Source organism: Leuconostoc sp. UCMA20149, assembly GCF_030400235.1.
Taxonomy (GTDB): Bacteria; Bacillota; Bacilli; order Lactobacillales; family Lactobacillaceae; genus Leuconostoc; species Leuconostoc pseudomesenteroides.
Map to the genome: position 1 here is coordinate 1 of NZ_VJYC01000039.1, position 1184 is coordinate 1184.

A 1184-nucleotide genomic window follows, 5' to 3' on the forward strand; every position below is an offset into this window, starting at 1 on the left:
TGCTCAGAAGTCAATAAATTGGACTATTTTTATTCAGTTAATTAGGCGACATTTGAGATACGATTGCGATTATAAAAATTGATATACCAACCAATGGCTGCTTGGACTTCAGTTAATGTTTGGTATGCCTTCAAATAAACCTCTTCACGCTTCAATATTGAATGAAACGCTTCCATACGGCCATTATCGTACGGATGTCCTTTGAGTGAATATGAATGTTTCAAGCCATAATTTTGGCATTTAATATTAAACTCTGCACTCGTGTATTGTGACCCCATATCTGAATGAATAATGAGTGGCTTTCTATGCTTATCTAACGCCATCTGTAAGGCACTTGTGGCTAGCTCGGCTGTCATTGTATCGCCAATTTTATAGCCCAATACCTTTCTCTTCTCAGGATCCAAAACGGTCGCTAAATAGACCCATCTGTGGTTAGTTAACTGAATATAAGTGATATCTGTTTGCCAAACACCACTCAAATCATGCAAGTGTCTAATCAGATTGGGTTTTTGATCAACCGTCACAACAGTTTTGGGTTTGCGATAACGTTTTTGCATGCGTGATCTAATCCCTAATTCACGCATTAATTTGAGTGTCATATATTTAGATATTTTTGGACAGTCATTGTTTAGTTGACTATAAGCAGCAATACGACGATAACCATAAAATTTAAAGGTTTTCCAAACGTCTAAAATATAAGGTTTCAGGGATTCTCTAAGCTTTTCTTGTCGACTGGGTTGCCAATGGCGCCAGTTGTAATAGGTACTAGGTTTGATTTTAAGTGCACTTAAAATACGCACAAGCGCGTAACCTTGTGCTAAAAATTGGTTAACTAGCGGCAATCCCACATTACGGACTATTTTTTGGCTAGTAAGATGGCCGCTCGCTTTAAAATTTCGTTTTCTTCCTCCAAAATAGCGAGACGCTTTTCTAATTGCTTGACATCCTTTAACGTCTTTGACCGACCCTGAATCATGACTGGGGTAGCTTGCTTGACCCAAATAGCAATAGAATCTTTTGAAGGTCCAAATTCCTCTGCCAATGATTTAAGTGAACGTCCTTCTTGGTGAAGTTTAACCAGTGAATCTTTAAAATCTTGTGAATAACGAATTGACATAAAAATACTCCTATACTTTCATTTTACGGACTGAATAAAAATAGTCCATTTTTTTAGTATAAGAGCA

Annotated in this window: 2 protein-coding genes; both read right to left on the reverse strand. The window is 37.2% G+C overall.

Annotated elements, in window-relative coordinates; translation table 11 throughout:
• Positions 1–41: 41 nt before the first annotated feature.
• Complete coding sequence (locus FF105_RS11515) at positions 42–848, reverse strand: IS3 family transposase (protein WP_167497567.1); 807 nt, start codon at positions 846–848, stop codon at positions 42–44.
• Positions 849–856: 8 nt separating this feature from the next.
• Positions 857–1117 carry a transposase gene (locus FF105_RS11520; RefSeq protein ID WP_148423255.1) on the reverse strand — a complete coding sequence of 87 codons (261 nt, stop codon included), beginning with the start codon at positions 1115–1117 and terminating at the stop codon, positions 857–859.
• Between the last annotated feature and the right edge of the window lie 67 nt (positions 1118–1184).